This window comes from Variovorax sp. LjRoot175, assembly GCF_964253805.1.
GTDB lineage: Bacteria > Pseudomonadota > Gammaproteobacteria > Burkholderiales > Burkholderiaceae_C > Variovorax.
In genome coordinates, this window is sequence record NZ_CAXURY020000001.1 from 2,598,573 (window position 1) to 2,623,353 (window position 24,781).

At 68.5% G+C, this 24,781-nt stretch carries 23 protein-coding genes and 1 tRNA gene; 14 read left to right on the top strand and 10 right to left on the bottom strand.

Going from position 1 to position 24,781, the window contains the following annotated elements; genetic code table 11:
- The 5 genes from pal (at position 1) to ACSQ89_RS13040 (ending at position 2,767) form a co-directional block, all read left to right on the top strand.
- Positions 1-516, top strand: a complete 516-nt coding sequence (gene pal, locus ACSQ89_RS13020) for a peptidoglycan-associated lipoprotein Pal (RefSeq protein WP_093107643.1) — start codon at positions 1-3, stop codon at positions 514-516.
- A gap of 2 nt (positions 517-518) precedes the next feature.
- Positions 519-1,268, top strand: a complete 750-nt coding sequence (gene ybgF / locus ACSQ89_RS13025) for a tol-pal system protein YbgF (RefSeq protein WP_093107641.1) — start codon at positions 519-521, stop codon at positions 1,266-1,268.
- A gap of 23 nt (positions 1,269-1,291) precedes the next feature.
- Positions 1,292-2,095, top strand: a complete 804-nt coding sequence (locus ACSQ89_RS13030; RefSeq protein WP_436290484.1) for a tRNA threonylcarbamoyladenosine dehydratase — start codon at positions 1,292-1,294, stop codon at positions 2,093-2,095.
- Between the two features lie 48 nt (positions 2,096-2,143).
- Positions 2,144-2,219: transfer RNA gene (locus ACSQ89_RS13035), tRNA-Lys, on the top strand.
- Between the two features lie 245 nt (positions 2,220-2,464).
- Positions 2,465-2,767, top strand: a complete 303-nt coding sequence (locus ACSQ89_RS13040; RefSeq protein WP_139191694.1) for a hypothetical protein — start codon at positions 2,465-2,467, stop codon at positions 2,765-2,767.
- 100 nt (positions 2,768-2,867) lie between these two features.
- On the opposite strand, the gene ACSQ89_RS13045 is transcribed toward ACSQ89_RS13040, so the two are convergent.
- From ACSQ89_RS13045 to ACSQ89_RS13085, 9 genes are all read right to left on the bottom strand, one after another.
- Positions 2,868-3,092: a hypothetical protein gene (locus tag ACSQ89_RS13045; RefSeq protein ID WP_139191693.1), complete on the bottom strand. Its 225-nt coding sequence runs from the start codon at positions 3,090-3,092 to the stop codon at positions 2,868-2,870.
- 164 nt (positions 3,093-3,256) lie between these two features.
- Entirely contained in the window at positions 3,257-3,823 is a 567-nt protein-coding gene (locus ACSQ89_RS13050; RefSeq protein ID WP_436290483.1) for a hypothetical protein, read from the bottom strand.
- A gap of 25 nt (positions 3,824-3,848) precedes the next feature.
- A complete protein-coding gene (locus tag ACSQ89_RS13055; RefSeq protein WP_093107631.1) occupies positions 3,849-5,810 on the bottom strand; it encodes an ABC-F family ATP-binding cassette domain-containing protein in 1,962 nt (653 codons plus the stop codon).
- Entirely contained in the window at positions 5,807-6,673 is an 867-nt protein-coding gene (gene prmB / locus ACSQ89_RS13060; RefSeq protein ID WP_093107629.1) for a 50S ribosomal protein L3 N(5)-glutamine methyltransferase, read from the bottom strand. Before prmB ends, ACSQ89_RS13055 begins: the two co-directional genes overlap by 4 nt.
- Positions 6,670-7,851 (bottom strand): succinyl-diaminopimelate desuccinylase, encoded by a 1,182-nt coding sequence (gene dapE, locus ACSQ89_RS13065; RefSeq protein ID WP_436290482.1) that lies wholly within the window; start codon positions 7,849-7,851, stop codon positions 6,670-6,672. The genes prmB and dapE overlap by 4 nt, the downstream gene beginning before the upstream one ends.
- 15 nt (positions 7,852-7,866) lie before the next feature.
- On the bottom strand, positions 7,867-9,015 hold the full coding sequence (locus ACSQ89_RS13070) for a PilT/PilU family type 4a pilus ATPase (RefSeq protein WP_093107625.1): 1,149 nt from the start codon (positions 9,013-9,015) through the stop codon (positions 7,867-7,869).
- 45 nt (positions 9,016-9,060) lie between these two features.
- Positions 9,061-9,885, bottom strand: coding sequence for a 2,3,4,5-tetrahydropyridine-2,6-dicarboxylate N-succinyltransferase (dapD, locus tag ACSQ89_RS13075; protein WP_093107623.1), 825 nt, complete (start codon positions 9,883-9,885; stop codon positions 9,061-9,063).
- Positions 9,886-9,906: 21 nt separating this feature from the next.
- A complete protein-coding gene (gene dapC / locus ACSQ89_RS13080) occupies positions 9,907-11,112 on the bottom strand; it encodes a succinyldiaminopimelate transaminase (protein WP_093107621.1) in 1,206 nt (401 codons plus the stop codon).
- A gap of 8 nt (positions 11,113-11,120) precedes the next feature.
- On the bottom strand, positions 11,121-12,536 hold the full coding sequence (locus tag ACSQ89_RS13085) for a PLP-dependent aminotransferase family protein (protein WP_436290481.1): 1,416 nt from the start codon (positions 12,534-12,536) through the stop codon (positions 11,121-11,123).
- Positions 12,537-12,712: 176 nt separating this feature from the next.
- On the opposite strand from ACSQ89_RS13085, the gene ACSQ89_RS13090 reads away from it, so the two are divergent.
- The 9 genes from ACSQ89_RS13090 to ACSQ89_RS13130 are packed head-to-tail and all read left to right on the top strand — an operon-like array spanning position 12,713 to position 23,343.
- A complete protein-coding gene (locus ACSQ89_RS13090) occupies positions 12,713-14,338 on the top strand; it encodes an ABC transporter substrate-binding protein (protein ID WP_436290480.1) in 1,626 nt (541 codons plus the stop codon).
- Positions 14,339-14,356: 18 nt separating this feature from the next.
- Positions 14,357-15,298 (top strand): ABC transporter permease, encoded by a 942-nt coding sequence (locus ACSQ89_RS13095; protein WP_093107615.1) that lies wholly within the window; start codon positions 14,357-14,359, stop codon positions 15,296-15,298.
- A gap of 5 nt (positions 15,299-15,303) precedes the next feature.
- The gene (locus ACSQ89_RS13100) at positions 15,304-16,176 is read left to right on the top strand and encodes an ABC transporter permease (protein WP_436290479.1); all 873 of its coding nucleotides are present in this window, start codon (positions 15,304-15,306) and stop codon (positions 16,174-16,176) included.
- 10 nt (positions 16,177-16,186) lie between these two features.
- Positions 16,187-17,842, top strand: a complete 1,656-nt coding sequence (locus tag ACSQ89_RS13105; RefSeq protein WP_436290478.1) for a dipeptide ABC transporter ATP-binding protein — start codon at positions 16,187-16,189, stop codon at positions 17,840-17,842.
- Between the two features lie 37 nt (positions 17,843-17,879).
- On the top strand, positions 17,880-19,289 hold the full coding sequence (locus ACSQ89_RS13110) for an amidase (RefSeq protein WP_436290477.1): 1,410 nt from the start codon (positions 17,880-17,882) through the stop codon (positions 19,287-19,289).
- Entirely contained in the window at positions 19,289-19,981 is a 693-nt protein-coding gene (locus ACSQ89_RS13115; RefSeq protein WP_093107607.1) for an AzlC family ABC transporter permease, read from the top strand. Before ACSQ89_RS13110 ends, ACSQ89_RS13115 begins: the two co-directional genes overlap by 1 nt.
- Complete coding sequence (locus tag ACSQ89_RS13120; protein WP_093107605.1) at positions 19,978-20,307, top strand: AzlD domain-containing protein; 330 nt, start codon at positions 19,978-19,980, stop codon at positions 20,305-20,307. The genes ACSQ89_RS13115 and ACSQ89_RS13120 overlap by 4 nt, the downstream gene beginning before the upstream one ends.
- A gap of 20 nt (positions 20,308-20,327) precedes the next feature.
- Positions 20,328-21,836, top strand: coding sequence for a M81 family metallopeptidase (locus ACSQ89_RS13125; RefSeq protein ID WP_436290476.1), 1,509 nt, complete (start codon positions 20,328-20,330; stop codon positions 21,834-21,836).
- Positions 21,837-21,846: 10 nt separating this feature from the next.
- On the top strand, positions 21,847-23,343 hold the full coding sequence (locus ACSQ89_RS13130) for a M81 family metallopeptidase (protein WP_436290475.1): 1,497 nt from the start codon (positions 21,847-21,849) through the stop codon (positions 23,341-23,343).
- Here ACSQ89_RS13130 and argA read toward each other — a convergent pair.
- Positions 23,330-24,676 (bottom strand): amino-acid N-acetyltransferase, encoded by a 1,347-nt coding sequence (gene argA, locus ACSQ89_RS13135; protein ID WP_436290474.1) that lies wholly within the window; start codon positions 24,674-24,676, stop codon positions 23,330-23,332. The two genes, ACSQ89_RS13130 and argA, sit on opposite strands and share 14 nt — an antisense overlap.
- Between the last annotated feature and the right edge of the window lie 105 nt (positions 24,677-24,781).

Below are 24,781 nucleotides of genomic sequence, written 5' to 3' on the forward strand. Positions count from 1 at the left end.
ATGTTGAAACGTACGATTTATTCGCTGGCCATCGTGGCGCTGATCGCCGGTTGCTCGTCCGGGACCAAGGTGAGCGACACGCCGGTGGTGGACCGCTCAGGCACCGCCGGGGGGGCCGGCGGAACGGCCAGCGGCGTCGCGCCGGTCAGCATCGACCCGCGCGCGCAGACCGCACAGGGCCCGGTCGGCGTGGCACGGATCGTTTATTTCGACTTCGACAGCTACACGATCAAGCCCGAGTTCCAGTCGCTGATCGATGGCCATGCCCGCTTCCTGAAGGCCAACCCGCAGCGTCGCATCTCGATCGAAGGCCACACCGACGAGCGCGGCGGCCGCGAATACAACCTGGCGCTGGGCCAGAAGCGCTCCGAAGCCGTGCGCCGTTCGCTCGGCCTCCTGGGCGTGCCGGACAGCCAGATCGAGGCCGTGAGCTTCGGCAAGGAAAAGCCGGCGGCGCCGGGCAGCACCGAAGACGCCTGGGCGCAGAACCGCCGCGCCGAGATCACCTACCGTTGATGATGCGACGAGTTTCCTTGCGTAGCGCGGCACTCGCTGCCGCCTTGTTGTGTGCCTCGCTGGGTGCACAGGCCGCGCTGTTTGAGGACGACGAGGCGCGCCGCGCGATCCTCGACTTGCGCCAGCGCGTCGAGGCCATGCGCCAGCAGGCCGAGCAGCGCCAGAACGACGAGAACGCGCAGTTGCGGCGCAGCCTGCTCGACCTGCAGACGCAGATCGAGCAGATGCGCGGCGATCTCCAGCGCATGACGGGCCAGAACGAGCAGCTCACGCGCACGATCACGGAGCTGCAGCAGCGCCAGGCCGAGATCGACGACCGGCTCAAGAAGAACGAGCCGTCGAAGGTCGCGGTCGACGGCCGCGAGTTCACGGCCGACCCGAAAGAGAAGGCCGACTTCGATGCGGCGCTGGGCATCTTCCGCGGCGGCCAGTTCGCGCAAGCGCAGACGGCCTTTGCCGAATTCGTGAAGCGCTACCCGCAGAGCGGCTACAACGCCTCGGCGCTGTTCTGGCTCGGCAACGCGCAGTACGCCACGCGCAACTACAACGAGGCCATCGCCAATTTCAGGTCGATGCTCTCGCTGGCGCCCGATCACGCGAAGGCGCCCGAGGCGGTGCTGTCGATCGCGAACTGCCAGATCGAGCTGAAGGACACGCGCGCGGCACGCCGCACGCTCGAAGACCTGACCAAGGCTTATCCGCAGTCCGAAGCCGCGCAGGCCGGGCGTGAGCGCCTCTCGCGGCTCCGGTAAACCGGGGTAGCGGCTTGAACGCAATGTCTCCCGTCGTCACCCTGGACGACGCCGATCTGGCCCGCCGCTTCGGCGGGCTCGAGCGGCTCTATGGCGTGCCGGGTGCGGGCCGCATCCGCGATGCCCATGTGCTGGTCGCCGGCATCGGCGGCGTCGGCTCCTGGGCGGTCGAGGCACTGGCGCGTAGCGGCGTCGGACGGCTCACGCTGATCGACCTCGACCACATCGCCGAATCGAACATCAACCGGCAGATCCATGCGCTCGACACCACCGTGGGCCAGGCCAAGGTCGAAGCCATGCGCGAGCGCATCGCGCACATTCATCCCGCCTGCGAGGTGCTGGCGATCGACGAGTTCGTCGAACCCGGCAACTGGCAGGAGCTGCTGGCGAGCGCGCAGGCGGCGAACGGACCCGTGGCCGCCGTCGTCGATGCCTGCGACCAGGTGCGTGCCAAGCTGGCCATGGCGGCCTGGGCCCGCGAGACCGGCACCGGCTTCATCACCGTGGGTGCGGCCGGCGGCAAGCGCCTGGCCCACAAGGTCGACATCGACGACCTCGCGCTGGTCACCCACGATCCGCTGCTTGCGCAACTGCGCCAGCGCCTGCGCAAGGAGCACGGCGCGCCGCGCGAGGGCCGCAAGATCGGTGTGAGTTGCGTCTTCAGCCGCGAAAGCGTGGCGCCGCCCGACGCTTCCTGTGCGATCGAGGAGGGAGATGGCTCCCTCAACTGCCACGGCTACGGTTCGGTGGTGAGCGTGACGGCCACTTTCGGGCAATGTGCGGCGGGCTGGGTTCTGGACCGGATCGCGCGCAACGCCACGCTATAATTGTGGGCTTTGCCGGCCTCGACGCCGGCACCAAGAAAAACAAAGAGTGGGACGTTAGCTCAGTTGGTAGAGCAGCGGACTTTTAATCCGTTGGTCACAAGTTCGAATCTTGTACGTCCTACCACCAAGCCGCTCTGTTGGTGGAACCGTCGCTATTGCTTTTATAGCGCTGTTCCGCGATTCCTGAAGTTGTTCCGCAACTTGGCATAGAGGGCGCACCCTTTCATGAGCATGAAGGACGCACGTCCCGAATCCCTCGAGGCTCTCGCAGAACTTCAGCGCGCTCGCACTTGACAGCGCGGAGGATCTCAGTCACCCGGCTCTTTACGCAGCCATTTGTTGACGAACCAGTCCAGTAGGACCCTCAAGATGAACATACCAACGCCACCGAAACCCACCCTGACGGAACCGGTCCTGCAGTCTCCTTCGACCGTGTATGTGGATCAGATCGCGCAAATTGCCGTCGGACCGTTTGTCTCCAAGCTCATTTTCGGGGCTGAGGCTCGATCTGGTGAGGTGCCGAAGCCGGTTCAAACCATCGTGATGCCTACCCCAGCGCTGTTGCAGCTTCATCAGCAACTCGGCAGTCTTATTGAAGACCGGCAGATCATGGAGACCATATCGAAGAACGTCTTGAAGTTCGCGGACGCGTTGCAAAAGCCGGTCAAATAAGAAAGGCCCACATGCCAGTTGGCTTGCGGACCTCTTTGGGAAGCGAATTGCGGAACAGTTCTTAGGCTAAGCGCTTGATTTCCTTGGGAACTTCAGGGGTTCAGGCCGCCTCGTTGCCGCCGAGCGCCGGGTGAGTGCTCGAGATCGCTGAAACGATGCCGACGGCGCTCGCACGCAGCAGCTCCTGCCGCAAGGCCGCCTCCAACTGACGGCGCGCCGTGTCCGGGCGGTCGTGGTCGTACTCTTCGTCCAACTCGCAGTGCAGGTAGTAGTCGACCCGGGCCATGAGTCGCTCTAGCGATGCTGCGAGGTCTGTCTCATTCATCTTTCGATCTCCCACCTTGGTCCCTGTTTGGCCTTTGGGGCTTGCCCCTAAATCGGTCGGGGGCTCTCTGTTGCTTTGGGCGCATTATCACCCGTCAGCACGATTGCGCCGGATTCTGCGGCGTGTTAGTCCAACTCCCTGTGGGGGTAAAGGCACGCCCCCTTTCAGTGCAGCCGGAGGCGATTCCATGTCTGGCGGATGCGGGACGAGGCTGCCGGCTCTTCAGCCCGCGGCGCCCCTTCGGGTGGTGGGAGCAGGTGCCGGACCGATTGCGCCACCTGCACGCACTCCTTGATGTGCAGCTCGCCCAACGTGCGCAGGGCGGCGTAGCCCAGCGCGGCCGAGACGACCTGGCCCGCGATGGGCACGTACTTGGTGGCCTGCTTCGCGGTCAGGCGGATGCCGGCGTGGCGGGCCAGCTTGATCAGCAGTTCGCGGGTCACGAGCTTGCCCACCAGCAGGGCGCCGACGGCGGCGGCCGCCTGCTGCACGCGCTCGCGCTGATGGGGCGCCAGGCGCTGGATCTGGGCCGCCGAGAGGCCGAATTCCGCACTGATCTGGGGCACCACCCGTGAGAGCAGTGCCGCGTCGGCGGCCCAATCGACGCCGGGAAGCGGCACCGCGCTCGCAGCGGCAGCGATCAGCGCCTTGCGGCCGAGCAGGCGCCGGCTGCGCCGGATCGCCGCGATCAGCTGCGGATCACCCTGAGCGAGTTCGATGGCCGACGGCATATTCGGCGCAGCCTATCACGCCAGCTCAGGCCGCGAGCGCCTCGAGCCGGTCCGACAGCGCCAGCCAGCGCTCCTCGAGCTGTCCGATCTCGTCGTTCAGCGTCTTCAGGCGCTTGCCGGCTTCGGCGATCTCAGGCGCGGGCAGCGGATTCGCCAGCCGCGCTTCGAGCGAGGCCTTTTCGGTGCCGGCGGCGGCGAGCCGCTCGTCGATCTGCGCCAGCTCGCGCTTGAGCGGCTTCGCCTGCTCGCTGCGCTGCTGGCGGTCCTGGGCCGCTGCCTGGGGAGAGGGTGCGGCCTTTTCGACGACGGCAGCAGCCTCGCGCGTCGCCAACTTGGCCTCTTCGCGCAGGCGCTTGGCCTCGTCCAGCAGGTAGCGCTGGTAGTCGTCGAGGTCGCCGTCGAAATCCGTCACCACGCCGCGGCCGACCAGCCAGAACTCGTCGCAGACCGAGCGCAGCAGCGCCCGGTCGTGGCTCACCAGCATCAGCGTGCCTTCGAACTCGTTGAGCGCCACGGCCAGGGCCTCGCGGGTGGCGAGGTCGAGGTGGTTGGTCGGCTCGTCCAGCAGCAACAGGTTGGGACGCTGCCAGACCATCATCGCCAGTACCAGGCGCGCCTTCTCGCCGCCGCTCATGGTGCCGACCGCCTGTTTCACCATGTCGCCGCTGAAGTTGAAGCTGCCGAGGTAGCCGCGCAGGTCCTGTTCGCCGGTGCGCTCCTTGACGCTCGAGCCAAGCTCGCGTGCCATGCGCACCATGTGTTCAAGCGGCGTGTCCTGCGGGCGCAGCACGTCGAGCTCCTGCTGCGCGAAGTAGCCGATGTTGAGGCCCTTGCCCTCGGTCACCGTGCCGGCGAGCGCACCCATTTCGCGCGCGATGGTCTTGACCAGGGTCGACTTGCCCTGGCCGTTGGCGCCCAGGATGCCGATGCGCTGGCCGGCCAGCACCGAGCGGTTGACGCCGCGCAGGATGGTCTTGGGCGGCTCGTCCTCAATCAGGTACCCAAAGCTCGCATCGCTGATCGAGAGCATCGGGTTCGGGATGTTCCCTGGCTCCTTGAACTCGAAGCTGAAGTCGGCCTCGGCCAGCAGCGGCGCGACCTTTTCCATGCGCTCCAGCGCCTTGACGCGGCTTTGGGCCTGCTTGGCCTTGCTGGCCTTGGCCTTGAAGCGGTCGATGAACTTCTGCAGATGGGCGATCTTGTCCTGCTGCTTGGCGAAGGCGGACTGCTGCAGCTCCATCTGCTGGGCACGCAAGGTCTCGAAGGCGCTGTAGTTGCCGCCGTAGCGCGTGAGCTTGGCGTGCTCGATGTGCAGCGTCACGTCGGTCACGGCGTCGAGGAACTCGCGGTCGTGGCTGATCACGATCATCGTGCCGGCGTACTTCTGCAGCCAGGCTTCGAGCCAGACCAGGGCGTCCAGGTCCAGGTGGTTGGTCGGTTCGTCGAGCAGCAGCAGGTCGCTTGGGCACATCAGCGCGCGGGCCAGCTGCAGGCGCATGCGCCAGCCGCCGGAGAAGCTGTTGACCGGCTGGTCGAGCTCGTGCGCCTTGAAGCCGAGGCCGAGGATCAGCGCCTGTGCGCGCGGCACGGCATCGTGCTCGCCGGCGTCGGCCAGGTCGGTATAGGCATGCGCCAGGTCCATGCCGATGTCGTGATCGTCGGGGTCGGCTGCATGGGCGGCTTCGGTGACGGCGAGGGCTTCGCGCAACTCGGTGAGCCGCGTGTCGCCGCCGACCACGAAGTCGGTGGCGGACTCGTCGGTCTCGGGCATGTTCTGCGCGACCTGCGCCAGGCGCCACTGCTTTGGGGAGGCGAAGTCACCGCCGTCCTCGTGCAGCGTGCCGTTGAACAGCGCGAACAAGGTGGACTTGCCGGCGCCGTTGCGCCCCACCAGCCCGACCTTCTCGCCGGGGTTGATGGTGACGCTGGCGCCGTCGAGCAGCACTTTGGCGCTGCGGCGCAGGATGACGTTTTTGAGAGTGATCATTGAAGAAGTGATTCGCGCGGGACCAGCAATACCTGGTCTTCGCCCGCGCTGGTGGCGAGCCACACCACTTCGAGCTGCGGAAACGCTGCCTCGAAGTGCGAGCGCTCGTTGCCGATTTCAAGCACCAGCACGGCGGATTCGCTCATGCGCGCCGGTGCGTCGGCGAAAAGCCGGCGGATGAAGTCCATGCCGTCGGCGCCGCCGGCCAGCGCGAGTTCGGGCTCGGCGCGGTATTCGGCGGGAAGCCCGGCCATGCTTTTCGCATTGACGTAGGGCGGGTTGCAAAGAATCAGGTCGTAGGGGCCACGCACCTTTGCGAGGCCATCGGATTCGACGAGCGTGATGCGCGCATCGAGCTGGTGGCGCGTGACGTTGATGGCCGCCACTTCGAGCGCCGCGGTCGACAGGTCGGCCGCGTCGACGCTGATTTCCGGATAGGTCATCGCCGCCAGCACCGCGAGGCTGCCGTTGCCGGTGCACAGGTCCAGCACGCGCCGGGTGTGTTCGCCGAGCCAGGGATCGATGCTGCCATCGGCCAGCAGCTCCGCGATGAAGCTGCGCGGCACGATGGCGCGTTCGTCGATGTAGAAGGGCACGCCTTGCAGCCAGGCCTCCTTGGTCAGATAAGCCGCGGGCTTGCGCGTCGCGATCCGTTGCGCCAGCACGTCGGCCACCCGCGCTGCATCCGCCGGCGCGACCGCGCGATCGGCGACCGCATCCAGGTCGTCCAGCGGCAGGCCCAGGCGCCACAGCACCAGCCAGGCGGCTTCGTCGAAGGCGTTGGTGGTGCCGTGGCCGAAGGCCACGCCCGCATCGGCCAGCTGCGTGGCGCCGGCCTCGATCAATTCGATGACGCTGCTCATACGCCTTGCAGCGTTTCGAGCCGGTCCAGCGTGCGCTTGTAAATGTTCTTGAGCTGCTCGATCTCGGCGACGGTGATGTGCTCGTCGATCTTGTGGATGCTCGCGTTGACGGGGCCCAGTTCGACCACCTGCTTGCAAATCTTGGCGATGAATCGCGCATCGCTGGTGCCGCCGCTGGTCGACAGCTCGGTCTCGATGCCGGTCTCGTCGCGGATGGCCCATTGCACCGCGCCGACCAGTTCGCCCGGCGTGGTCAGGAAGGGCAGGCCGCCGATGGTCCAGGCCAGCGTGTAGTCGAGGCCGTGCGTATCGAGCACGGCCCGCACGCGCTGTTGCAGCGATTCGGGCGTCGATTCGGTCGAGAAGCGGAAATTGAAATCGATCACCGCCGCGCCGGGAATGATGTTGCTGGCGCCGGTGCCGGCGTGGATGTTGCTGATCTGCCAGCTGGTCGGCTGGAAATAGGCATTGGCAGCGGCGTCCCAACCCCCGGCCGCGTTGATCGCGACCAGTTCAGCCAGCGCCGGCGCAAAGGCGTGGACCGGGTTCTTCGCCAGATGCGGATAGGCGATGTGTCCTTGCACGCCCTTGACGGTGAGCTTGCCGCTCATCGTGCCGCGCCGGCCGTTCTTGATCATGTCGCCGCAGCGCTCGACCGCGGTCGGCTCGCCGACGATGCAGTAGTCGATGCGCTCGCCGCGCGCGGCCAGCGTGTTGCAGACCACCACGGTGCCGTCGAGCGCCGGCCCTTCCTCGTCGCTGGTGAGCAGCAGGGCGAGCGTGAGGCGCGGATCGGGCGTCGTGGCCAGGAAGTCCTCGATCGCGACGACGAAGGCCGCCAGCGAGGTTTTCATGTCGCAGGCGCCGCGGCCGTAGAGCTTGCCGTCGCGGTGCGTGGGCGTGAACGGATGGCTGCTCCACTGCTCGAGCGGGCCGGTGGGCACCACGTCGGTGTGGCCGGCGAAGGCCACGGTGCGCATGGCCTGCGGCTCGGCAGCGCCGGGGCGCACGGCCCAGAGGTTGGTCACGCGAAAGTCGGCCGGGCCGCTTTCGATGCTTTCGAGTCGGAAGCCGAGCCGCGCCAGCCGCTCGCCGAGGATCTGCTGGCAGCCCGCATCGTCGGGGGTGACCGAGGGGCGGGAGATCAGTTGTTCGGCGAGTTGGAGCGTTCGGGACATTGAAAGAGAAAAGGGCTAGTGACGGACGTCGAGCGTGATGTCCGTGAAGGTGGGTTCGTCGACCTGGTCGAGCAGCGCGCGGTCTTCGCGGCGTGCCGCCGGCGCGGCGCGGTTCTGCAGGCGCCACATCAGGTTGGTCGGGGAGTCGGCTTGCGCGAGGCCTTCCTCGCGGGTGATGAAGCCGTCGGTGATCAACCGGGCGATGTCTTCCTCGAAGGTCTGCGAGCCTTCGGCCATCGACTGCTCCATCGCTTCCTTGACGCCCGAGAAGTCGCCCTTGCCGATGAGCTCGGCCACCAGCGCCGTGTTGAGCAGCACTTCGAGCGCCGGCATGCGGGCGCCGTCGGGCGTGCGCAGCAGGCGCTGCGCGACGATCGCGCGCAAGGCGCCGCCGAGATCGCCCAGCAGCGTGGCGCGCACCTCGACCGGGTAGAAGCTCAGGATGCGGTTGAGCGCGCGGTAGCTATTGTTGGCATGCAGCGTGGCCACGCACAGGTGGCCCGACTGGGCGTAGGCGATTGCGGCCGTCATGGTCTCGCGATCGCGGATCTCGCCGATCTGGATCACGTCCGGCGCCTGGCGCAGCGCGTTCTTGAGCGCGATCTGCAGCGACTGCGTGTCGCTGCCGACGTCGCGCTGGTTCACCATCGACTTCTTGTTGGTGAAGGTGAATTCGATCGGCTCTTCGACCGTGAGGATGTGGCCGGTCGCGTTCTCGTTGCGGAAGTCGAGCATCGAGGCGAGCGTGGTGCTTTTGCCGGCGCCGGTGGAGCCCACCATGAGGATCAGGCCGCGCTTCTCCATCACCAGCGTCTTCAGGATCTCGGGCAGGTTCAGCTCGGCGAAGGACGGGATGACCGAGGCGATGTGCCGCACCACCACCGCATAGCTGCCGCGCTGGCGCATGGCGCTGATGCGGAAGTTGCCCGCGTCCTCGAGCGCGATCGCCGTGTTGAGCTCGCCGGTGCGTTCGAGTTCGGCGATGCGCTCCGCATTCACCACCTCGGAGAGCAGGGCGAGCGGCGCCTCCGGCGGCAGCACCTGCGCATTGATGGGCAGGCAGTTGCCGTTGATGCGGATCAGCGCCGGGGAGTGCGCCGAGAGGTAGATGTCGGACGCCTTGCGTTCGGCCATCAGGCGAAGAATTCGCTCCATCGTCTTCATCGGCATTTCTCCTCGGCGTTGTGTGGTTGGTTAAGAACGAAGTGTTCAGTCGCGCAGCAGGTCGTTGAGCGAGGTCTTGGCGCGGGTTTGCGCGTCCACTCGCTTCACGATGATCGCAGCGTACAGGCTGTACTTGCCGTTGTCCTTGGGCAGCGTGCCGCTGATGACCACCGAGCCTGCCGGCACGCGGCCGTAAGTCACTTCGCCGGTCGCGCGGTCGTAGATCGGCGTGCTCTGGCCGATGTACACGCCCATCGACAGCACCGAGTTCTCTTCGACCACCACGCCTTCGACCACTTCGGAGCGCGCGCCGATGAAGCAGTTGTCCTCGATGATGGTCGGGCCGGCCTGCAGCGGCTCCAGCACGCCGCCGATGCCGACGCCGCCCGAGAGGTGCACGTTGGCGCCGATCTGGGCGCAGGAGCCGACCGTGGCCCAGGTGTCGACCATGGTGCCTTCACCGACGTAGGCGCCGATGTTCACGTAGGAGGGCATCAGGATCGCGCCCTTGGCGATGTAGCTGCCGCGGCGCGCCACCGCCGGCGGCACGATGCGCACGCCGGCTTCCTTCAGCTCGCCGGCCGAGAGGTGCGAGAACTTGGTCGGCACCTTGTCGTAGAAGCCGAGCGAGCCGGCCTGCATCTGCTCGTTGTCCTTGAGGCGGAAGGACAGCAGCACGGCCTTCTTGATCCACTGGTGCACCGTCCACTGGCCCACGGCCTCGCGGGTGGCGACGCGCAGCTTGCCGTTGTTGAGCTCGGCGATCACATGCTCGACCGCATCGCGAACTTCCTTCGGGGCGCTGGTGGCGGAGATGTTGGCGCGGTCTTCCCACGCGGCGTCGATGGTCTGCTGGAGTTGTTGGGTCATGTGGAATCGATGAAAGAGGGCTCAGCGGCCCCGTTGAACGAACTGGACGATGCGCTGCGCGGCCTCCACGCACTCCTTGGTGCTGGCCACGAGCGCCATGCGGATGCGGCCCCGGCCGGGGTTGGCGCCTTGCGCATCGCGCGCCAGGTAGCTGCCCGGCAACACCGTCACATTGTATTGAGCGTAGAGCTCGCGGGCGAAGGCGGTGTCGTCGCCGTTCCACACTGCCGGCACGCCCGCCCAGAGGTAGAAGCTGGCATCGGGCAGGCGCACATCGAGCACCGGCTCGAGCAGCGGCGTCACGGCTGCGAACTTGGCGCGGTACTGCGCGCGGTTGTCGACCACATGGCTTTCGTCGCTCCAGGCCGCGATGCTGGCCGCCGCCACCGCGCCGCTCATCGCGCTGCCGTGGTAGGTGCGGTACAGCAGGAACTTCTTCAGTATGGATGCGTCGCCGGCGACGAAGCCGCTGCGCAGGCCGGGCACGTTGCTGCGCTTGGACAGCGAAGTCAGCGCCACCAGGTTGCGGAAGTCGTCGCGGCCCAGCTTGGCTGCGGCTTCGAGTCCGCCCAGCGGCGGCTCGTCGCGGAAGTAGATCTCGCTGTAGCACTCGTCGGAGGCGATGACGAAGCCGTGCTGGTCCGCCAGCGCGAACAGCTTCTTCCATTCTTCAAGCGGCATCACCGCGCCGGTCGGGTTGCCGGGCGAGCAGACGTACACCAGCTGCGCGCGGGCCCAGACCTCGGCCGGCACGCTGTCCCAGTCGACGGCGAAGTTGCGCGCCGCCACGCTCGGCACGTAATAGGGCTCGGCGCCTGCCAGCAGGGCCGCGCCTTCGTAGATTTGATAGAACGGATTGGGGGAGAGCACCACCGGCGCCGGCGTCTTCGTGGGGTCGACCACCGTCTGCGCCAGAGAGAACAGCGCCTCGCGGGAGCCATTGACCGGCAACACCTGCGTTGCCGGATCGAGCGCCAGGCCGTAGCGCTGCCGCACCCAGCCGGTGAAGGCCTCGCGCAAGGGCAACTCGCCCGCTGTCGCGGGGTAGACCGCCAGCGTATCGAGGCTGTTGCTCAATGCATCCTTGATGAAGGACGGCGTCGCGTGCTTGGGCTCGCCGATGCCGAGGCTGATCGGCTCGAAGGCGGGGTTCGGCGTGACGCCGGCGAACAGTTCGCGCAATCGCGCGAAGGGGTAGGGCTGCAGCTTGGCGAGCAGGGGGTTCATGGCTGCGATTATCGCGGGCCCGCCTGTGTTTCAGCCGCAAGAAAGGCGTAGAGACGCGGATCGTCGGCGTAGCCGACGTTGAATCGCATCCATGGCGTCGGCTGCTGGCCGGGCCGGAACAGGTAGCCGGGCGCCAGCATGATGCCTGCGGCCACGGCGCGCTGGGCCACGGCGAGCACGTCGACGTCCTCGGAGGGAAAACGGGCCCACAGGAACGGACCGCCCGCCGGCCGCGTGAACACCTCCAGGCCCGCGGCCGCAAGGCCATCGCACACCGCGTTCTGCGCGGCGCTGAGCCGTGCGGCCAGCCGGGCGATATGGGCGCGAAAGCGCCCCTCGACCAGCACCGCATGCACCAGCTTCTCGCCCAGTTCGGAACTGGTGAGGCTGCTGACCATCTTCTCGTAGATGAGCTTTTCCGCGAACTCCTCGCTGCTGGCGACGAAGCCCACCCGCAGGCTGGGGGAGATCGTCTTGGAGAAGCTGCCGACGTAGATCACGCGGCGCAGCTGATCCAGGCTCGCCAGGCTGGTGGCGCCGGGCGGTTCCAGGCCGGCCATGACGTCGTTCTCCACCACGCGGAAGTCGTACTGCTCGGCCAGCCGCAGGATCTGGTAGGCCACGGCCGGCGAACACTGGCTGCCCGTGGGGTTGTGCAGGTGGGTGCTGATGAAGAAGGCCTTGGGCCGGTGGCGCTGCGCCAGCGCCTGCAGGGCCGCGAGGTCGGGGCCGTCGAGCTTGCGCTCGACGCCGATCAGGCGCACGCCGAGCGATCGCAGGGTGGCGAAGAAGTTGGTGGAACCCGGGTCGTCCACCAGCACCGTGTCGCGCGGCTGCAGCAGGCAGCGGCCGGCGAGTGCCAAGGCCTGCGTGGCGCCATGGGTGAGCACGATCTGGTGCGGCGTGGCGTCGACGGCGCGCGCGGCCAAGAGGATCTGGATCTGCTGGCGCAGCGGCAGGTAGCCGTAGGGCGTGCCGTAGTTCGCCAGGCCGGCGGACTTCTTGCGCGCCAGGCCCGCCAGCGCCTGGCGCACGCCGTCGGTGTGCAGCCAGTCGGGCGGCAGCCAGCCGCAGCCGGCATTGAGCAGCGTGCTGTCGTCCTCATAGACGCGCCGTATCAGCCACAGCGAATCGACCGAGGTATGGCCGACGAAGGGCTTGCGGCGCTGCTGCATCGCGGTGCGGCTGCGGTTCGCGGCGACGAAGTAGCCGCTGCCTGGCCGCGCCTCCACATAACCCTCGGCCACCAGCCGGCTGTAGGCATTGGTCACGGTCATGGTGCTGATGCCGCATTCGCCGGCCAGCGCGCGCACCGATGCGAGCCGCGTGCCCTGGGGCAGCGCACCCTTGTCGATCTTCTCGACCAGCGCCTCGTAGACCTGCCGCACCAGCGGTACGGGCCGGGTGCCGTCAATGGAAATCATCGGTGCGTTCATCCAGGGTGGGGTACGGGTCGGTGCACTGTATATGGGCGTGCACCGCCTTGCTCAGTCTCGTGATCGTGCATGCTGATATAGCGCACATCGCACGAACTGTATATATCCACTTTGCGCATTCCCTGACTCAATCGGCGGCTCGTCTCATCCATCGGGAAATGCACATGCAGAAGCTGAATTTCACGCGCTCCCTTGCCGGCGGCATCGCCGGCGCCTTCACGCGCCGGCAGGCCGCCTGGTGCGTGGCCGCTGCGCTGGCCGCGAGCGCTGCCGTGCCGGCGCTGGCGCAGTCCTCGACGCTCAAGATCATTCCGCACTCGAACATCACGGTGCTCGACCCGATCTGGACCACGGCCTATATCTCGCGCAACTTCGGCTACATGATTTACGACACGCTGTTCGGCACCGACATCGACGGCAAGATCAAGCCGCAGATGGTCGACAAGTGGAGCGTCTCGAAGGACGGCAAGACCTGGACCTTCACGCTGCGCGACGGGCTGCAGTTCCACGACGGCAAGCCCGTCGCCAGCGAGGACGTGGTCGCGTCGCTCAAGCGCTGGGCGAGCCGCGACACCTTCGGCGGCCAGCTCGCCAAGGTCACCGACAAGTACGAGACGCCCGACGCCAAGACCTTCGTCCTGGTGCTGAAGGAGCCCTTCGGCCTGGTGCTCGAAGCGCTGGGCAAGCCCTCGGCGAACGTGCCTTTCATCATGCCCAAGCGCGTGGCCGACACGCCCGGCGACACGCAGATCAAGGAGACGATCGGCTCCGGCCCCTTCGTCTTCAAGGCCGACGAGTTCCGGCCCGGCGAACGCGCAGTGTTCGTCAAGAACGCCAAGTACAAGCCGCGCGCCGAAGCACCTTCGGGCACCACCGGCGGCAAGCAGGTCTACGTCGATCGCGTCGAGTGGCTCATCATCCGCGACGCGCAAACGCAGATGAATGCGCTGATCAACGGCGAGGCCGACATCCTCGAGCAGCCGGCCTTCGAGCAGTACGCCTCGCTGCGCACCAACCCCGACATCCAGCTGATCGATGCGCAGCCGGCCGGCAACCAGTTCATCTTCCGCTTCAACTTCCTGCACGCGCCCTTCGACAACGAGAAGATCCGCCGCGCCGCGATGATCGCGATGGGCCAGGAAGCCTTCCTCAAGACGCAGGTGGGCGCGCCCGGCCTCACGCGCTACTGCAAGAGCATGTTCCCCTGCGGCACGCCCTTCGAGTCGACGAACACGGGCGACTACAGCGGCGTGGCGAATCCGCAGAAGGCCAAGGCGCTGCTGCAGGAGGCCGGCTACAAGGGCGAGCCCGTGGTGCTGATGCGCCCGACCGATCTCGCCGCCATCGCCAAGCTGCCGCTGGTGGCCAAGCAGCAGCTGGAGCAGGCCGGCTTCAAGGTCGACCTGCAGACCATGGACTGGCAGACCCTGGTGGCGCGCCGCGCCAAGAAGGACCTGCCTTCCGCCGGCGGCTGGAATGCGTTCATGACCTCGTGGACCTCGTCCGACATCCTCAACCCGCTGACCATGGCGATGATGAACGCGGCCGGCGACAAGGGCTGGTTCGGCTGGCAGGACGACGCCAAGCTCCAGGACATCAAGACCCAGTTCGCCAAGGCCGCGACCGAGGCCGACAAGAAGAAGCTGGCCGAGCAGGCGCAGTTGCGCGCTTTCGAAACGGTGACGCACGTCCCGGTGGGCCAGTACAGTCAGCCGGCCGCCGTGCGCAAGGGCGTGAGCGGCCTGGTGCCGGCCGGTGCGCAGGTGTACTGGAACATCAAGAAGCAATAAGGCCGCCGGCGTCCATCCATGCTCAGCTTTCTTGCCAAGCGCCTGCTGGCCACGCTGCCGGTGCTGCTGGTGGTGGCGATCGCGGTCTTCATGATCGTGCGCCTCACCCCCGGCGATCCGGCGGCGGTCATCGGCGGCAACAGCGCCACCAGCGAAGACCTCGATCGCATCCGCGAGCAGCTCGGCCTCACCCGGCCGCTGTGGACGCAGTTCCTGCTCTGGGGCGAGGGCGTGCTGCGCGGCGACCTGGGCTTCTCCTTCTTCCTCAACAAGCCGGTGCTGACGCTGATCGCGCAACGCATGGAGCCCACGCTCTCGCTCGCCGGCGGCACGCTGCTGCTGGCGGTGGCGATCGCGCTGCCGCTGGGCACGCTGGCGGCCTGGCGCATGGGCGGCTGGCTCGACAAGGCGGTGATGGCCTTCTCGGTGGCCGGCTTCTCGGTGCCGGTGTTCGTGGTCGGCTACCTGCTGATCTATGTGCTCGCGCTCAAGCTGCAGTGGTTTCCGGTGCAGGGCTACAGGCGCCTCGCGGGCGGCGTCGGGCCCTGGCTGCAGCAACTGGTGCTGCCCTGCCTGACGCTGGCCGTGACCTACGTGGCGCTGCTGGCGCGCGTGACGCGCGCGGCCGTCAGCGAGGCGCTGACCGAGGACTACATCCGCACCGCCCGCGCCAAGGGCATCACCGAACTGCAGGTGCTCAAGCACCACGCGCTGCGCAACGCGGCGGTGCCGGTCGTGACGGTGATCGGCGTCAGCGCCGCGCTGCTGCTCGGCGGCGTGGTGGTGACCGAGACCGTGTTCGCCATTCCGGGCCTGGGCCAGCTGACGGTCGACGCGGTGCTCAACCGCGACTTCCCGGTGCTGCAGGGCGTGGTGCTGTTCTTCGCGCTGCTCTATGTGCTGGTCAACCTGCTGGTCGACTTGAGCTACCTGTTCCTCGACCCCCGTATCCGCTACTGACCACCATGGGCACTCTAGGCAAACTCTGGCGCAACGGCGCCGTGCGCGGGGGCGTCATCGTGCTCGCGGTGCTGGTCGTGCTGGCCGCTGCGGCGCCCTGGCTCGGCACCTTCGATCCGGCCGCGATGGATCCGAGCTACGTTTCGGTGCCGGCCGGCAGCGCCGGCCTGGTCACGCTGCCCGACGGGCGCGAGCTGCAGCACACCTTCTGGATGGGCAGCGACAACTTCGGCCGCGACATCTGGAGCCGCGTGCTCTACGGCACCCGCATCTCGCTGGTGGTGGGCATCTTCACCGCGGCGGCGGCGATCGTATTCGGCTGCCTGCTGGGCATGCTGGCCGGCTACTTCCGGGCGGTGGATGCGGTGCTGATGCGCATCATGGACGGCCTGATGGCGATCCCCGCGGTGCTGCTCGCGATCACGCTGGTGGCGGTGCTCGGCGCCAGCCTGCCGACGGTGATCCTCGCCATCGCCATGCCCGAGGTGCCGCGCGTGACGCGGCTGGTGCGCGCGCTGGTGATGGGGTTGCGCGACGAGCCCTTCGTCGAGGCGGCGCGCGCGCTGGCCACGTCGAATGCCGTGATCCTCTGGCGCGACATCCTGCCCAACGCGCTGGCGCCGCTGATCGTGCAGGGCACCTTCATCGCCGCCTCGGCGGTGCTGACCGAGGCCATCCTGAGCTTCCTCGGCCTGGGCCTGCCGGCCGACGTGCCGACCTGGGGCAACATCATGGCCGAGGGGCGCGTGCTGTTCTCGCAGGCGCCGGGCAACGTGCTGTTCCCGGCCCTGTTCCTGGTGCCCACGGTGCTGGCCATCAATCTGCTGGGAGACGGCCTGCGCGACGTGCTGGACCCCAAGTTCTCCAAGCGCGTTTGAGGACGGCCGCATGACCACCCAACCCCAAGCCGCGGTGCCCGTGCTGCTGGTCGAAAACCTCCAGGTGGCGCTGCCGGCCGATGCCGACCGGCCCTATGCCATCGAGAGCGTGAGCGTGCGCATCGAGGCCGGCCGCACGCTGTGCATCGTCGGCGAATCGGGCTCCGGCAAATCGGTGCTCGCCACCACCGTGATGGGCCTGCTTGCCAAGGGCCTCGGCGTCGGGGCCGGCCGCATCTCGCTGGCCGGCGAGATGCTGCTGGCCGGCGGGCGCTACGTGTCGGACAAGCGGCTGCGCGAACTGCGCGGCACCGGCATGGGCATGGGCATGGTGTTCCAGGAGCCGATGACCGCGCTGAATCCGGTCCACAGCTGCGGCGAGCAGGTGGACGAGCTGCTGCGTACCCACACGGCATGGAATGCGGCCGAGCGCAAGGCGCGCATCCTCGCCATCTTCGAGCGCGTGCGCCTGCCGGACCCGGCGCGCATGTTCGCAAGCTATCCGCACCAGCTCTCGGGCGGCCAGCGCCAGCGCATCGTGATCGCGATGGCGATCATCCTGAAGCCGCGGCTCCTGATCTGCGACGAGCCCACCACCGCGCTCGACGTGACCACGCAGGCCGAGATCCTCAAGCTCATCGCCGAACTGCAGGCCGAGCAGGGCAGCGCGGTGCTCTTCATCACGCACGACATGGGCGTGGTGGCCGAGATCGCCGACGACGTGATGGTGATGCACCGCGGCAAGGTGGTGGAGCAGGGCCTCTGCCAGCAGGTGCTGCGCGCGCCGCGCGAGGCCTACACGCGCATGCTGCTGGACGCGGTGCCCGGCATGACGCCGCCGCCGCCGCGCGACCTGCCGGGCGGCGCACCGATGCTCGCGGGCCGCGGCGTGGGCAAGACCTACGCGCGGCGCGACTGGATGGGCCGTGCCAGGCACAACACCGCACTGCGCGACGCCAGCGTGGCCGTGCACCGCGGCGAGACCGTGGGCGTGGTGGGCGAGTCCGGCTCGGGCAAGTCGACCTTCGCGCGCTGCATGATCCGCCTGATCGATCCGAGCGAAGGCAGCGTGCACTGGGGCGATGCCGAGGTGCAGCAGCTTCCCGAGGGCCGCCTGCGCCCGCTGCGCTCGCGCGTGCAGGTGGTGTTCCAGGACCCGAACCGCTCGCTCAATCCGCGCCGCACCGTCGGCTCCTCGATCGTCGAGGGCGCGATGAATTTCGGCATGGACCGGCAGCAGGCGCGCCACAGCGCCGAAGAGCTGATGGACCGCATCCAGCTGCCGCGCGCCGGGCTCGAGCGCTACCCCCACCAGTTCTCGGGCGGCCAGCGCCAGCGCCTGGCGATTGCGCGCGCCATTGCCTGCCAGCCGCAGGTGCTGGTGGCCGACGAGGCCGTCTCGGCGCTCGACGTCTCGGTGCAGGCTCAGATCCTGGAATTGCTGCGCGAGATTCAGCGCGACCTCGGCCTGGGCATCCTGTTCATCACGCACGACCTGCGCGTGGCCGCGCAGCTGTGCGACCGCGTGATCGTGATGAGCCAGGGCAGCATCGTGGAACAGGGCGCCACCGGCGAGGTGTTCCGCCGGCCGCAGCACGACTACACACAGCGCCTGCTGGCCGCCGCGCCGCGCGCGGAGCTGGCGCGCAGTCCGCTGGCGGCCTGAACCATCCATTCCTTCAGAAACAGAGAACCACCCTCTCATGACAGAACTCCACGCACTCCCGGCGCTCGAGATGATCGCTGCCTACAAGAGCGGCACGCTCTCGCCCGTCGAAGTCACGCAGGCCGTGCTCGACCAGATCGCACGCTGCGAGCCGCGGCTGCAGGCCACCTATGCGCTCGACCCCGAGGGCGCGCGGGCCATGGCCCGCGCCTCCGAAGCGCGCTGGCGAGCCGGCACGCCGCTGGCCTGCGGCGGCGTCACGCTCGACGGCGTGCCGGCCACCATCAAGGAGAACATCGCGACCCGCGGCGTGCCGGTGCCGCTGGGCACGGCCGCGACCGAACTCGTGCCCGCCGCGGCCGATGCGCCGCCGGCGGCCAGGATGCGCGAGGCCGGCGCGGTGTTCCTCGGCAAGACCACGATGCCGGAGTACGGCATGCTGTCCTCGGGCCTGTCGAGCTTCCATCCGCTGACGCGCAACCCGTGGAACACTGACAAGAACCCCGGCGGTTCGAGCGCCGGCGCCGGTGCGGCCGCAGCCGCCGGCTACGGGCCGCTGCACATCGGCACCGACATCGGCGGCTCGGTGCGTCTGCCGGCCGCCTGGTGTGGCGTGGCCGGGCTCAAGCCCAGCCTGGGCCGCATCCCGATCGACCCGCCCTACATGGGCCGCGTCGCCGGCCCGATGACGCGCACCGTCGCCGACGCGGCGCTGATGATGGCCGTGCTGTCCCAGCCCGACGCGCGCGACCACATGAGCCTGCCGCCGGCGCAGATCGATTGGCTGGACCTGGAGCGCGACATCCGCGGGCTGCGCATCGGCCTCTTGCTCGACGCCGGCTGCGGCATGCCGGTGGACCCGCAGGTGCGCGCGGCGGTGGAGGCGGCGGCGAAGCTGTTCGAAGCCGCCGGCGCCGTCGTCGAACCCATGACGCCCTGGATGAACGACGAGATGCTGCATGGCGTCGATACCTTCTGGCGCATCCGCTCGGGCATGGACGTGCAGGCGCTCGCGGCGGACAAGCGCGCGAAGCTGCTGCCCATCGTGCGTGCCTGGGCCGAGGCCGGGCTGGGCCTGACGGGCGAAACCGCCTTCCATGGCTACACCCAAACATTCAAGACCCGCGCCGCAACCGTAGCAGCCACGCAGCCCTACGACTACGTGATCTCGCCCGTGTCGCCCAACACCAGCTTCGCGGCCGATTGGGCCTACCCGACCAACGATGTCGCGACCGCGATGGACCACATCGGCTTCACGCTGCCCTACAACATGAGCGAGCAGCCGGCCGCCTCGGTCAACTGCGGCTACGACAGCAACGGCGTGCCGATCGGCCTGCAGATTGCGGGGCGCCGCTTCGACGATCTCGGCGTGCTGCAGATCGCGCGGGCCTGGGAATCGATGCGTCCGGCCCAGCGCCCCTGGCCCGCCATCCCGCTCGAACGCTGATGACAGTGCGCTGGCAGCCGGAGTTCGTGCAGGGCGCACGCGCGATCGCCGGCCCTGCGCTGGGCACCGTCGCGATGGGTCTGGCCACCGGCGTCGCGATGGCCAAGAGCGGGCTCGCGCTGCCGGTGGTGCTCGCGATGTCGCTGGGCGTGTTCGCCAGCGCCTCGCAGCTGGCTTGCGTGCCGCTCATCATGGCCGGCGCGCCCTTGTGGGTGATCGTGCTGACCGCCGGCATGCTGAATGTGCGCTTCGTGGTCTTCAGCGTGCATTGGCGGCACTACTTCGGCCGGCTGCCGCTCGGGCACCGGTTGCTGCTGGGCTATCTCGCGGGCGATCCGGTCTATGCGCGCTTCGTGCAGCGCCATCCGCGACCCGCGGCCGGGCAGCTGCCGTACTTCCTCGGGCTTGCGCTGACGAACTGGGCCGTCTGGCAGTTGTCCTCGCTCGCCGGCATCTTTTTGGCCGATGCGATTCCCGTCGAGTGGGGGCTGCGCTTCGTCGGCGTGCTGGCGCTGCTCGCGTTGGCGCTGCCGATGCTGTCTGACCGCGCGGCCTGGCTCTCGGCCGCCGTGGCCGGCGCGGTGGCGCTGCTGGCCTGGCCGCTGCCGCTGGGCCTCAATGTGGCCGTCGCGATCGCTGCGGCAATGGCCGCGGGCCTTTGGGCCGACCGACGCGCGGGCCGTCTCGCATGAGCAACCTGCACGCCTGGATCGCCGTCTTTGCGCTGGTGGCGGTGACGGTGCTCACGCGCGGCGTGTTCCTGCTGCCGCGCCGCGAGCCGCGCCTGCCGGCCTGGCTGCAGCGCAGCCTGCGGCACGCGCCGCTCGCGGCGCTGGTGGCCGTGGTCGTGCCTGAGGTGCTGCTGTCGCAAGGCCACCTGCCGACCGACTGGCGCGATGCGCGCTGGTTTGCGGTCGCCGCCGCGACCGCCTGGTACGCATGGCGGCGCGACATCACCGGTACCATCTTCGTCGGCGCCGCCGTGCTGCTTGCACTGCGGCTCGGGTTGGGCTGGTAGCACTTCACACAAGGACACCCATGAACATCCTGATCGCCGGCTTCCAGCACGAGACCAACACCTTCGCTCCGACACGTGCCGACTGGGCCGCCTTTCTGCGCGGCGACAGCTTCCCGGCCTATGCGGAAGGGCCGGCGATGCTGGAGCGCTTCACCGGCTCCAGCCTGCCGGCGGGCGGCTTCATCGCCGAGGCGCAGGCGCGCGGCTGGCAACTGCTGCCGTCCTGCTGGGCCGGCGCCACGCCCTCGGCGCAGGTGACGCGCGACGCTTTCGAGCGCATCGCGGGCACCATCGTCGAGGCGGCGCGCAGCGCGCTGGCCGGGCCGGGACTGGATGCCATCTACCTCGACCTGCATGGTGCCGCCGTGGCCGAACACGTCGACGACGCCGAGGGCGAGCTGCTGGCACGCCTGCGCGCGCTGGTCGGGCCCGAGATGCCGATCGTCGCCAGCCTGGATCTGCATGCCAACGTGACGCAGCAAATGCTCGAGCTGGCCGATGCGCTGGTGGCCTACCGGACCTATCCGCACGTGGACACCGAAGCGACCGGCCGGCTGGCCGCGCAGCTGCTGGAACGGCGCCTCGCGCGTGGCGCACGCGAGCCTGTCGCGGCGCGCCGCATCCCCTTCCTGATCCCGATCAACGCCGGCTGCACCATGATCGAGCCGGCCGGTGCGGTCTACCGTCAGCTGCCCGGGCTGGACGTACGCCACGCCACCATCGCCAGCGTGGCGATGGGTTTTCCGGCGGCCGATTTCCCCGAGTGCGGGCCGATGGTCTGGGCCTACGGCGACGCGGCCCAAGCCGTGGTGGACACGCTGTACACCGACATCTGCGAGCCGGCAGCGCGCTGGCGCGTAGCCACCTGGACGCCGGATGATGCCGTGGCCCAGGCCATCGAACTGGCGGGGCCGGCCGCACGCCCGGTGGTCATCGCCGACACCCAGGACAACCCCGGCGCCGGCGCCGACAGCAACACCACCGGCATGCTGCATGCGCTGCGTCGCGCGGGCGCAGGACAGCGCTTTCCGCAGCAGGTAGCGCTCGGGCTGTTGTACGACCCCGAGTCCGCCGCGGCGGCGCATGCCGCGGGGCGGGGCGCGCGCCTGCGCCTGGCGCTGGGCCGCTCGGTACCCACCTGGTCGGGGCAATGGAGCGACCCGCCGGTGGAAGCCGAATGCACGGTGCGCGCGCTGCATGAAGGCGGCATCGTGCTGCAGGGGCCGATGATGACGGGCGTGCGAGTCCGGCTCGGCCCTTGCGCCTGCCTGGACGTGGACGGCGTGCTGGTCGTGGTCGCCAGCGGCAAGAAGCAGATGCTCGACCGCGCGCTGTACCGCTGCGTGGGCATCGAGCCTGAGCAGATGAAGATTCTCGTCAACAAGAGCTCGGTGCATTTCCGCGCCGACTTCGCGCCGATCGCGCATGAGATCCTGGTGGCGCGCGCGCCGGGCCCGATGTCCGCCGATCCGTCGGACCTGCCATGGACCCGGCTGGCGGCATCGACATCGCCCCGGGTGCCGGATTGAGGAGCGCAGCATGAAAGTCCTCATCGCCCGGATGAATCACGAGACCAACACCTTCTCGCCGGTGCCCACGCCGCTTTCGGCCTTCGGCAACAAGGGGCCGCTGTATGGCATCGCCGCCCGGCGCGAGGCCGAGGGCGGGCGCACCGCCATGTCGGCTTTCATCGACCTGGCGCGGGCAAGGGGTGCGGAGATGGTGACGCCGATCTCGGCATCGGCCAATCCGAGCGGCCGAGTGGAGGCGGCCGCGTACGCCGCGATCTGCGACTGCATCGTCGACGCATTGCCCGGCTGCGATGCCGTGCTGCTCGATCTGCACGGCGCGATGGTCGCCCAAGGCAGCGACGACGGCGAGGGCGATCTGCTGGCGCGCATTCGGGCTGCCGCGCCGGGCGTGCCCGTTGCCGTGGCGCTCGACCTGCACGGCAACGTGACGCAGAAGATGATCGACCACGCCGACGTGATCGTGAGCTTCAAGACCTATCCGCATGTCGACATGTACGAGACCGGCGAGCACGCAGGACGCTTGCTGTTCACCAAGCTGGACGGACTTTGCCGTCCCGTGCTGGCCTGGCGCCGGCTGCCGTTGATGACGCACACGCTGCGCAGCGCCACCGCCGAAGGCGCGATGCGCGACGCGGTCGCGGCGGCGCGCGCGGCGGAAGCCGATGGCATGGCCGCAGTCTCGATCCTCGCCGGCTTCAGCCTGGCCGACATCCCGAACCCTTGCATCAGCGTGGTGGTGGTGGTGGGCGACGGCGACGCCGCAGCGGCCGACCGGGTGGCGGCCGCGCTGGCGGAGCGCATCTGGGCGGCGCGTGCGGACTTCGTCTATCGGTCCGAGCCCTTGGCGCAATCGCTGGCGCGCGCCCGCAAGCTGGCGGTGCAGGCCGATCGGCCGGTGCTGCTGCTCGACCACGGCGACAACTGCATGTCGGGCGGCAGCTGCGACACCATGGATGTGCTGATGGCGGCGCTTGCGGCCGGCATGCAGGGCATCCAGGCCGGCCTGCTGTGCGATCCGCAAGCGGTCGCGCAATGCGCCGAGGCCGGCATCGGCGCCGAGATCGAGCTGCTGCTCGGCCACAAGCGCCCGCTGGTGCAGATCGGCCGCAGCACGCCGCCGGTGCGGCTGCGCGGCACCGTGCGCGCGCTCACCGACGGGGAGTACGTGATCACGGGGCCGACCTACACCGGCCAGCGCGCCTGCATGGGCCGCTCGGCGGTGTTCGACATCGGCGCGGCGCAGATCGTCGTCACCGAGCGCACGCACGAGCCCTGGGACCTGGGCACCTTCGAAAGCGTCGGCCTCGATCCGCGCCGTGCGCGCTTCCTGCTGCTGAAGTCGCGCATGTACTGCCGGCCGGTCTTCGTGCCCATCGCCGCCGGGCTGGTGGAGTGCGACAGCCCGGGTGTCACCAGTTCGGACTATTCGCTGTTCCCGTTCGAGCGGCTCGCGCGACCGCTGTATCCGTTCGACGAGCCTTCTTATTCGGCTACAGCTTCTTGACCAGCACCTGGCTCTTGCGGTCCCAGTTGTACTTGCGCTTGCGCGCCTCGGGCAGCCAGTCGGGGTTGACCTGCTGGAAGCCGCGCTTCAGGAACCAGTGCATGGTGCGCGTGGTCAGCACGAAGATGCTTTCCAGCCCGCTGGCCTTGGCGCGCTGCTCGACGCGCTTGAGGATGCGTTCGCCGTCGCCTTGCGACTGCGACTGGGGCGAGACTGTCAGCGCCGCCATCTCCGCGGTCTTCGCCTCAGGATAGGGGTAGAGCGCCGCGCAGCCGAAGATCACGCCGTCGTGCTCGATCACCGTGTACTGGCCGACGTCGCGCTCGATCTCGGTGCGGCTGCGCTTGACCAGCGTGCCGTCGCGCTCGAAGGGTTCGATGAGCTGCAGGATGCCGCCGATGTCGTCCGCCGTCGCCTCGCGCAGCGATTCAAGCTTCTCGTCGATCACCATGGTGCCGATGCCGTCGTGCACGTAGACCTCGAGCAGCAGCGAGCCGTCCACCGAGAAGGGGATGATGTGGTTGCGCTCCACGCCCGCCTCGCAGGCCTTGACGCAGTGCTGCAGGTAGAAGGCCGTGTCGGTCGGGGTCTGGGGCGGCGCCAAGAAGGCCAGCAGCTTCCTGGCGCTGTCGAGCGGCAGCTCGGTGTCGATGGGGTTGTCCTCGCTGACGGGCTGGCTGGCGTCCTGCGGAATGCCTGGAACCTCGGTCAGGAAGATCAGCTTGTCGGCCTGGATCGAGATCGCCACGCTGGTCGCGACTTCTTCCATCGTGAGGTTGAAGGCCTCGCCGGTGGGCGAGAAGCCGAAGGGCGACATCAGCACCATGGCGCCGAAGTCGAGCCCGCGGCGGATGCCGGCGGCATCGACCTTGCGCACCAGGCCCGAATGCTGGAAGTCGACGCCGTCGACCACGCCGACCGGCCGCGCGGTGATGAAGTTGCCCGAGATCATGCGCACGGTGGAACCGGCCATCGGCGTGTTCGGCAGGCCCTGGCTGAAGGCGGCCTCGATCTCGTAGCGCAGCTGACCGGCCGCCTCCTGCGCGCAGTCGAGCGCCACCTCGTCGGTGATGCGCATGCCGTGCGAGTACTTGGCCTCGTGGCCCTTGGCGCGCAGCTGTTCGTTGACCTGCGGCCGGAAACCGTGCACCAGCACCACCTTGACGCCCATGCTCTGGATCAGCGCCAGGTCCTGCGCGATGCTGGGCAGCTTGCCGGCCGCGATGGCCTCGCCCGCCATCGCGACCACGAAGGTCTTGCCGCGGTGCATGTGGATGTAGGGCGCCACCGAGCGGAACCAGGGGACGAAGGTGAAATTGAAGACGGTGGACATTGGCGGGGTAGGGCAGGCGAAAAGTTCGGGCGCAAGATAATCGACGATTTTCCCCGAACTGCCAGCCTTGTCTTCGTCCCCACTTCGAATCGAGTTTCCAGAATC

Bases quoted from the DNA above. Each gene is read 5' to 3' on its own strand.
- ACSQ89_RS13100 (WP_436290479.1), top strand. From the start codon at position 15,304: ATGGGCACTCTAGGCAAACTCTGGCGCAACGGCGCCGTGCGCGGGGGC.
- argA (WP_436290474.1), bottom strand. From the start codon at position 24,676: ATGTCCACCGTCTTCAATTTCACCTTCGTCCCCTGGTTCCGCTCGGTG.
- ACSQ89_RS13045 (WP_139191693.1), bottom strand. From the start codon at position 3,092: ATGAATGAGACAGACCTCGCAGCATCGCTAGAGCGACTCATGGCCCGG.
- ybgF (WP_093107641.1), top strand. From the start codon at position 519: ATGCGACGAGTTTCCTTGCGTAGCGCGGCACTCGCTGCCGCCTTGTTG.
- dapE (WP_436290482.1), bottom strand. From the start codon at position 7,851: ATGTCCCGAACGCTCCAACTCGCCGAACAACTGATCTCCCGCCCCTCG.
- dapC (WP_093107621.1), bottom strand. From the start codon at position 11,112: ATGAACCCCCTGCTCGCCAAGCTGCAGCCCTACCCCTTCGCGCGATTG.
- ACSQ89_RS13105 (WP_436290478.1), top strand. From the start codon at position 16,187: ATGACCACCCAACCCCAAGCCGCGGTGCCCGTGCTGCTGGTCGAAAAC.
- ACSQ89_RS13095 (WP_093107615.1), top strand. From the start codon at position 14,357: ATGCTCAGCTTTCTTGCCAAGCGCCTGCTGGCCACGCTGCCGGTGCTG.
- ACSQ89_RS13070 (WP_093107625.1), bottom strand. From the start codon at position 9,015: ATGAAGACGATGGAGCGAATTCTTCGCCTGATGGCCGAACGCAAGGCG.
- ACSQ89_RS13125 (WP_436290476.1), top strand. From the start codon at position 20,328: ATGAACATCCTGATCGCCGGCTTCCAGCACGAGACCAACACCTTCGCT.
- prmB (WP_093107629.1), bottom strand. From the start codon at position 6,673: ATGAGCAGCGTCATCGAATTGATCGAGGCCGGCGCCACGCAGCTGGCC.
- ACSQ89_RS13040 (WP_139191694.1), top strand. From the start codon at position 2,465: ATGAACATACCAACGCCACCGAAACCCACCCTGACGGAACCGGTCCTG.
- ACSQ89_RS13115 (WP_093107607.1), top strand. From the start codon at position 19,289: ATGACAGTGCGCTGGCAGCCGGAGTTCGTGCAGGGCGCACGCGCGATC.
- ACSQ89_RS13050 (WP_436290483.1), bottom strand. From the start codon at position 3,823: ATGCCGTCGGCCATCGAACTCGCTCAGGGTGATCCGCAGCTGATCGCG.
- ACSQ89_RS13055 (WP_093107631.1), bottom strand. From the start codon at position 5,810: ATGATCACTCTCAAAAACGTCATCCTGCGCCGCAGCGCCAAAGTGCTG.
- ACSQ89_RS13120 (WP_093107605.1), top strand. From the start codon at position 19,978: ATGAGCAACCTGCACGCCTGGATCGCCGTCTTTGCGCTGGTGGCGGTG.
- ACSQ89_RS13110 (WP_436290477.1), top strand. From the start codon at position 17,880: ATGACAGAACTCCACGCACTCCCGGCGCTCGAGATGATCGCTGCCTAC.
- ACSQ89_RS13030 (WP_436290484.1), top strand. From the start codon at position 1,292: ATGTCTCCCGTCGTCACCCTGGACGACGCCGATCTGGCCCGCCGCTTC.
- ACSQ89_RS13090 (WP_436290480.1), top strand. From the start codon at position 12,713: ATGCAGAAGCTGAATTTCACGCGCTCCCTTGCCGGCGGCATCGCCGGC.
- ACSQ89_RS13130 (WP_436290475.1), top strand. From the start codon at position 21,847: ATGAAAGTCCTCATCGCCCGGATGAATCACGAGACCAACACCTTCTCG.
- dapD (WP_093107623.1), bottom strand. From the start codon at position 9,885: ATGACCCAACAACTCCAGCAGACCATCGACGCCGCGTGGGAAGACCGC.
- pal (WP_093107643.1), top strand. From the start codon at position 1: ATGTTGAAACGTACGATTTATTCGCTGGCCATCGTGGCGCTGATCGCC.
- ACSQ89_RS13085 (WP_436290481.1), bottom strand. From the start codon at position 12,536: ATGATTTCCATTGACGGCACCCGGCCCGTACCGCTGGTGCGGCAGGTC.